Source organism: Nocardia amamiensis NBRC 102102 (assembly GCF_001612745.1).
GTDB lineage: Bacteria > Actinomycetota > Actinomycetes > Mycobacteriales > Mycobacteriaceae > Nocardia > Nocardia amamiensis.
Map to the genome: position 1 here is coordinate 1 of NZ_BDBA01000185.1, position 1,426 is coordinate 1,426.

Genomic DNA, 1,426 nt, shown 5'->3' on the forward strand with positions numbered 1-1,426 from the left:
GCAGCGCCGCAGGCGCTGCCGAATAAGCACAGCTAACCTGGTCGAATGCGAAGACCGCGCGCCATGGTGCTCGACGAGGTGTGGCGCAGGCTCGACGGCGTCGAACCGCTCAGTGGCCCACATGGCGGTCCGCTGCGCCGCACGGTGAAGCTCGTGCTCGACCCGCTGGTGATCCGGCCCGTGCAGCATCCGTTGTGCGCAGGGCCGATCCTGACGGCCGACGGCGCGGTGCTGCTCGAAGCGCGCATCCAGGCCGCGGCCGACGTGCTGCGCGCGACGGCGGCTTGGTTCACGGTGCTCAAGCAGGTGCGGCGGACGCTGCGGATCACCGATGGGCATCCGCAGGATCTGTACTTTCAGCGCTGCTTCGAGCTGGCGACCACCTCCGGCATGCCGGATCCGGCGCGGGGAACCGCCATCGCCGAGGCTGTGTTGCGCGAGATCCACGAGTACATCGCGGGACGCACCACCCAAGCGTTGAAGGAGTACCTGAACGACACCACGGGACAGGATCTGGCCGGGCTGCTCGACCTCGCCTGGCGCCGGCGCCCGCTGGCCAACCCGTCCGGCGACGACCACGCCGCCGAGGTGGACGCCCTGCTGGAATCCTGTGCCGCCGCACGACTGGGTCGGGACGCGCCCGCGGCGCAGCCCGCGTTGGATCGGCTGATCGGCGGACACGCCGGAACTCACACGGGAATCCGGCTGTGGCAGAACGAATCCGCGCCCTCGGCACAGGACCTCGGACTGACCGCGCATCCGGCGCCGCCGCGGCCGGAGATCGGCGCCTCGGCCTCGAAATCGACCCTGGGACTTCCGTTCGATCGCACTGTCTACGAGCGTGTGTTCACCGTCCTGCAAGCATCCAGCGACCGCGCTGAGCTGCCGCCGATTCCGGAGCTGGTGGACGCCGAGATCGCCAGGAGTTGCGCGCCGTGGGCGCTGTTGGACGAGTCGTTGCGGGTCGCGGCGACGGCGGGGACGACGCTGGCGCTCGGATTGGCGCCGATCGGGCACCGGCGAGCAGTGGGTCGACCACGTCTGCATTTGGCCGAAAACGGCACGACCGCACCGCAATCCACCGCGCACCAAGTGATCAACGGCCGCTGGCAGCGGGAGGCGTATGTGCTGCAGGCCCGTCGGCTGGTGGTGAGCGCCGATACCTCCGAACCGCCGGCCGGGCCACTGGCCGCCATCGCCGCCGAGCTGACCACACCGTGGCGGCCCTACTTGCGGCGACTGTGGGTCCGCCTGCACGGCAGGGATGTCCGGGAGTACGCGATACACGAGCCGGACGAGCTGTGGGATCTGCTCGACGGCGTGGCGCGTTCGGTCATCCTCGACCATCGGACGCGAGTCAAACGGGCACTCAGTGTGCAGGCGGGCGAGCCGGACGCGACGGAAGCGAAGGCGAGCTGATGAGCGA

1 protein-coding gene is annotated in these 1,426 nt (G+C 70.0%); it reads left to right on the plus strand.

From position 1 onward, the window contains the following. The first annotated feature begins 63 nt into the window (after positions 1-63). On the plus strand, positions 64-1,419 hold the full coding sequence (locus NA4_RS28995; RefSeq protein ID WP_067477064.1) for a hypothetical protein: 1,356 nt from the start codon (positions 64-66) through the stop codon (positions 1,417-1,419). Positions 1,420-1,426 lie beyond the last annotated feature (7 nt).

Excerpts from the sequence above, each read along its gene's own strand:
- NA4_RS28995 (WP_067477064.1), top strand. The coding sequence starts at position 64 with ATGGTGCTCGACGAGGTGTGGCGCAGGCTCGACGGCGTCGAACCGCTC.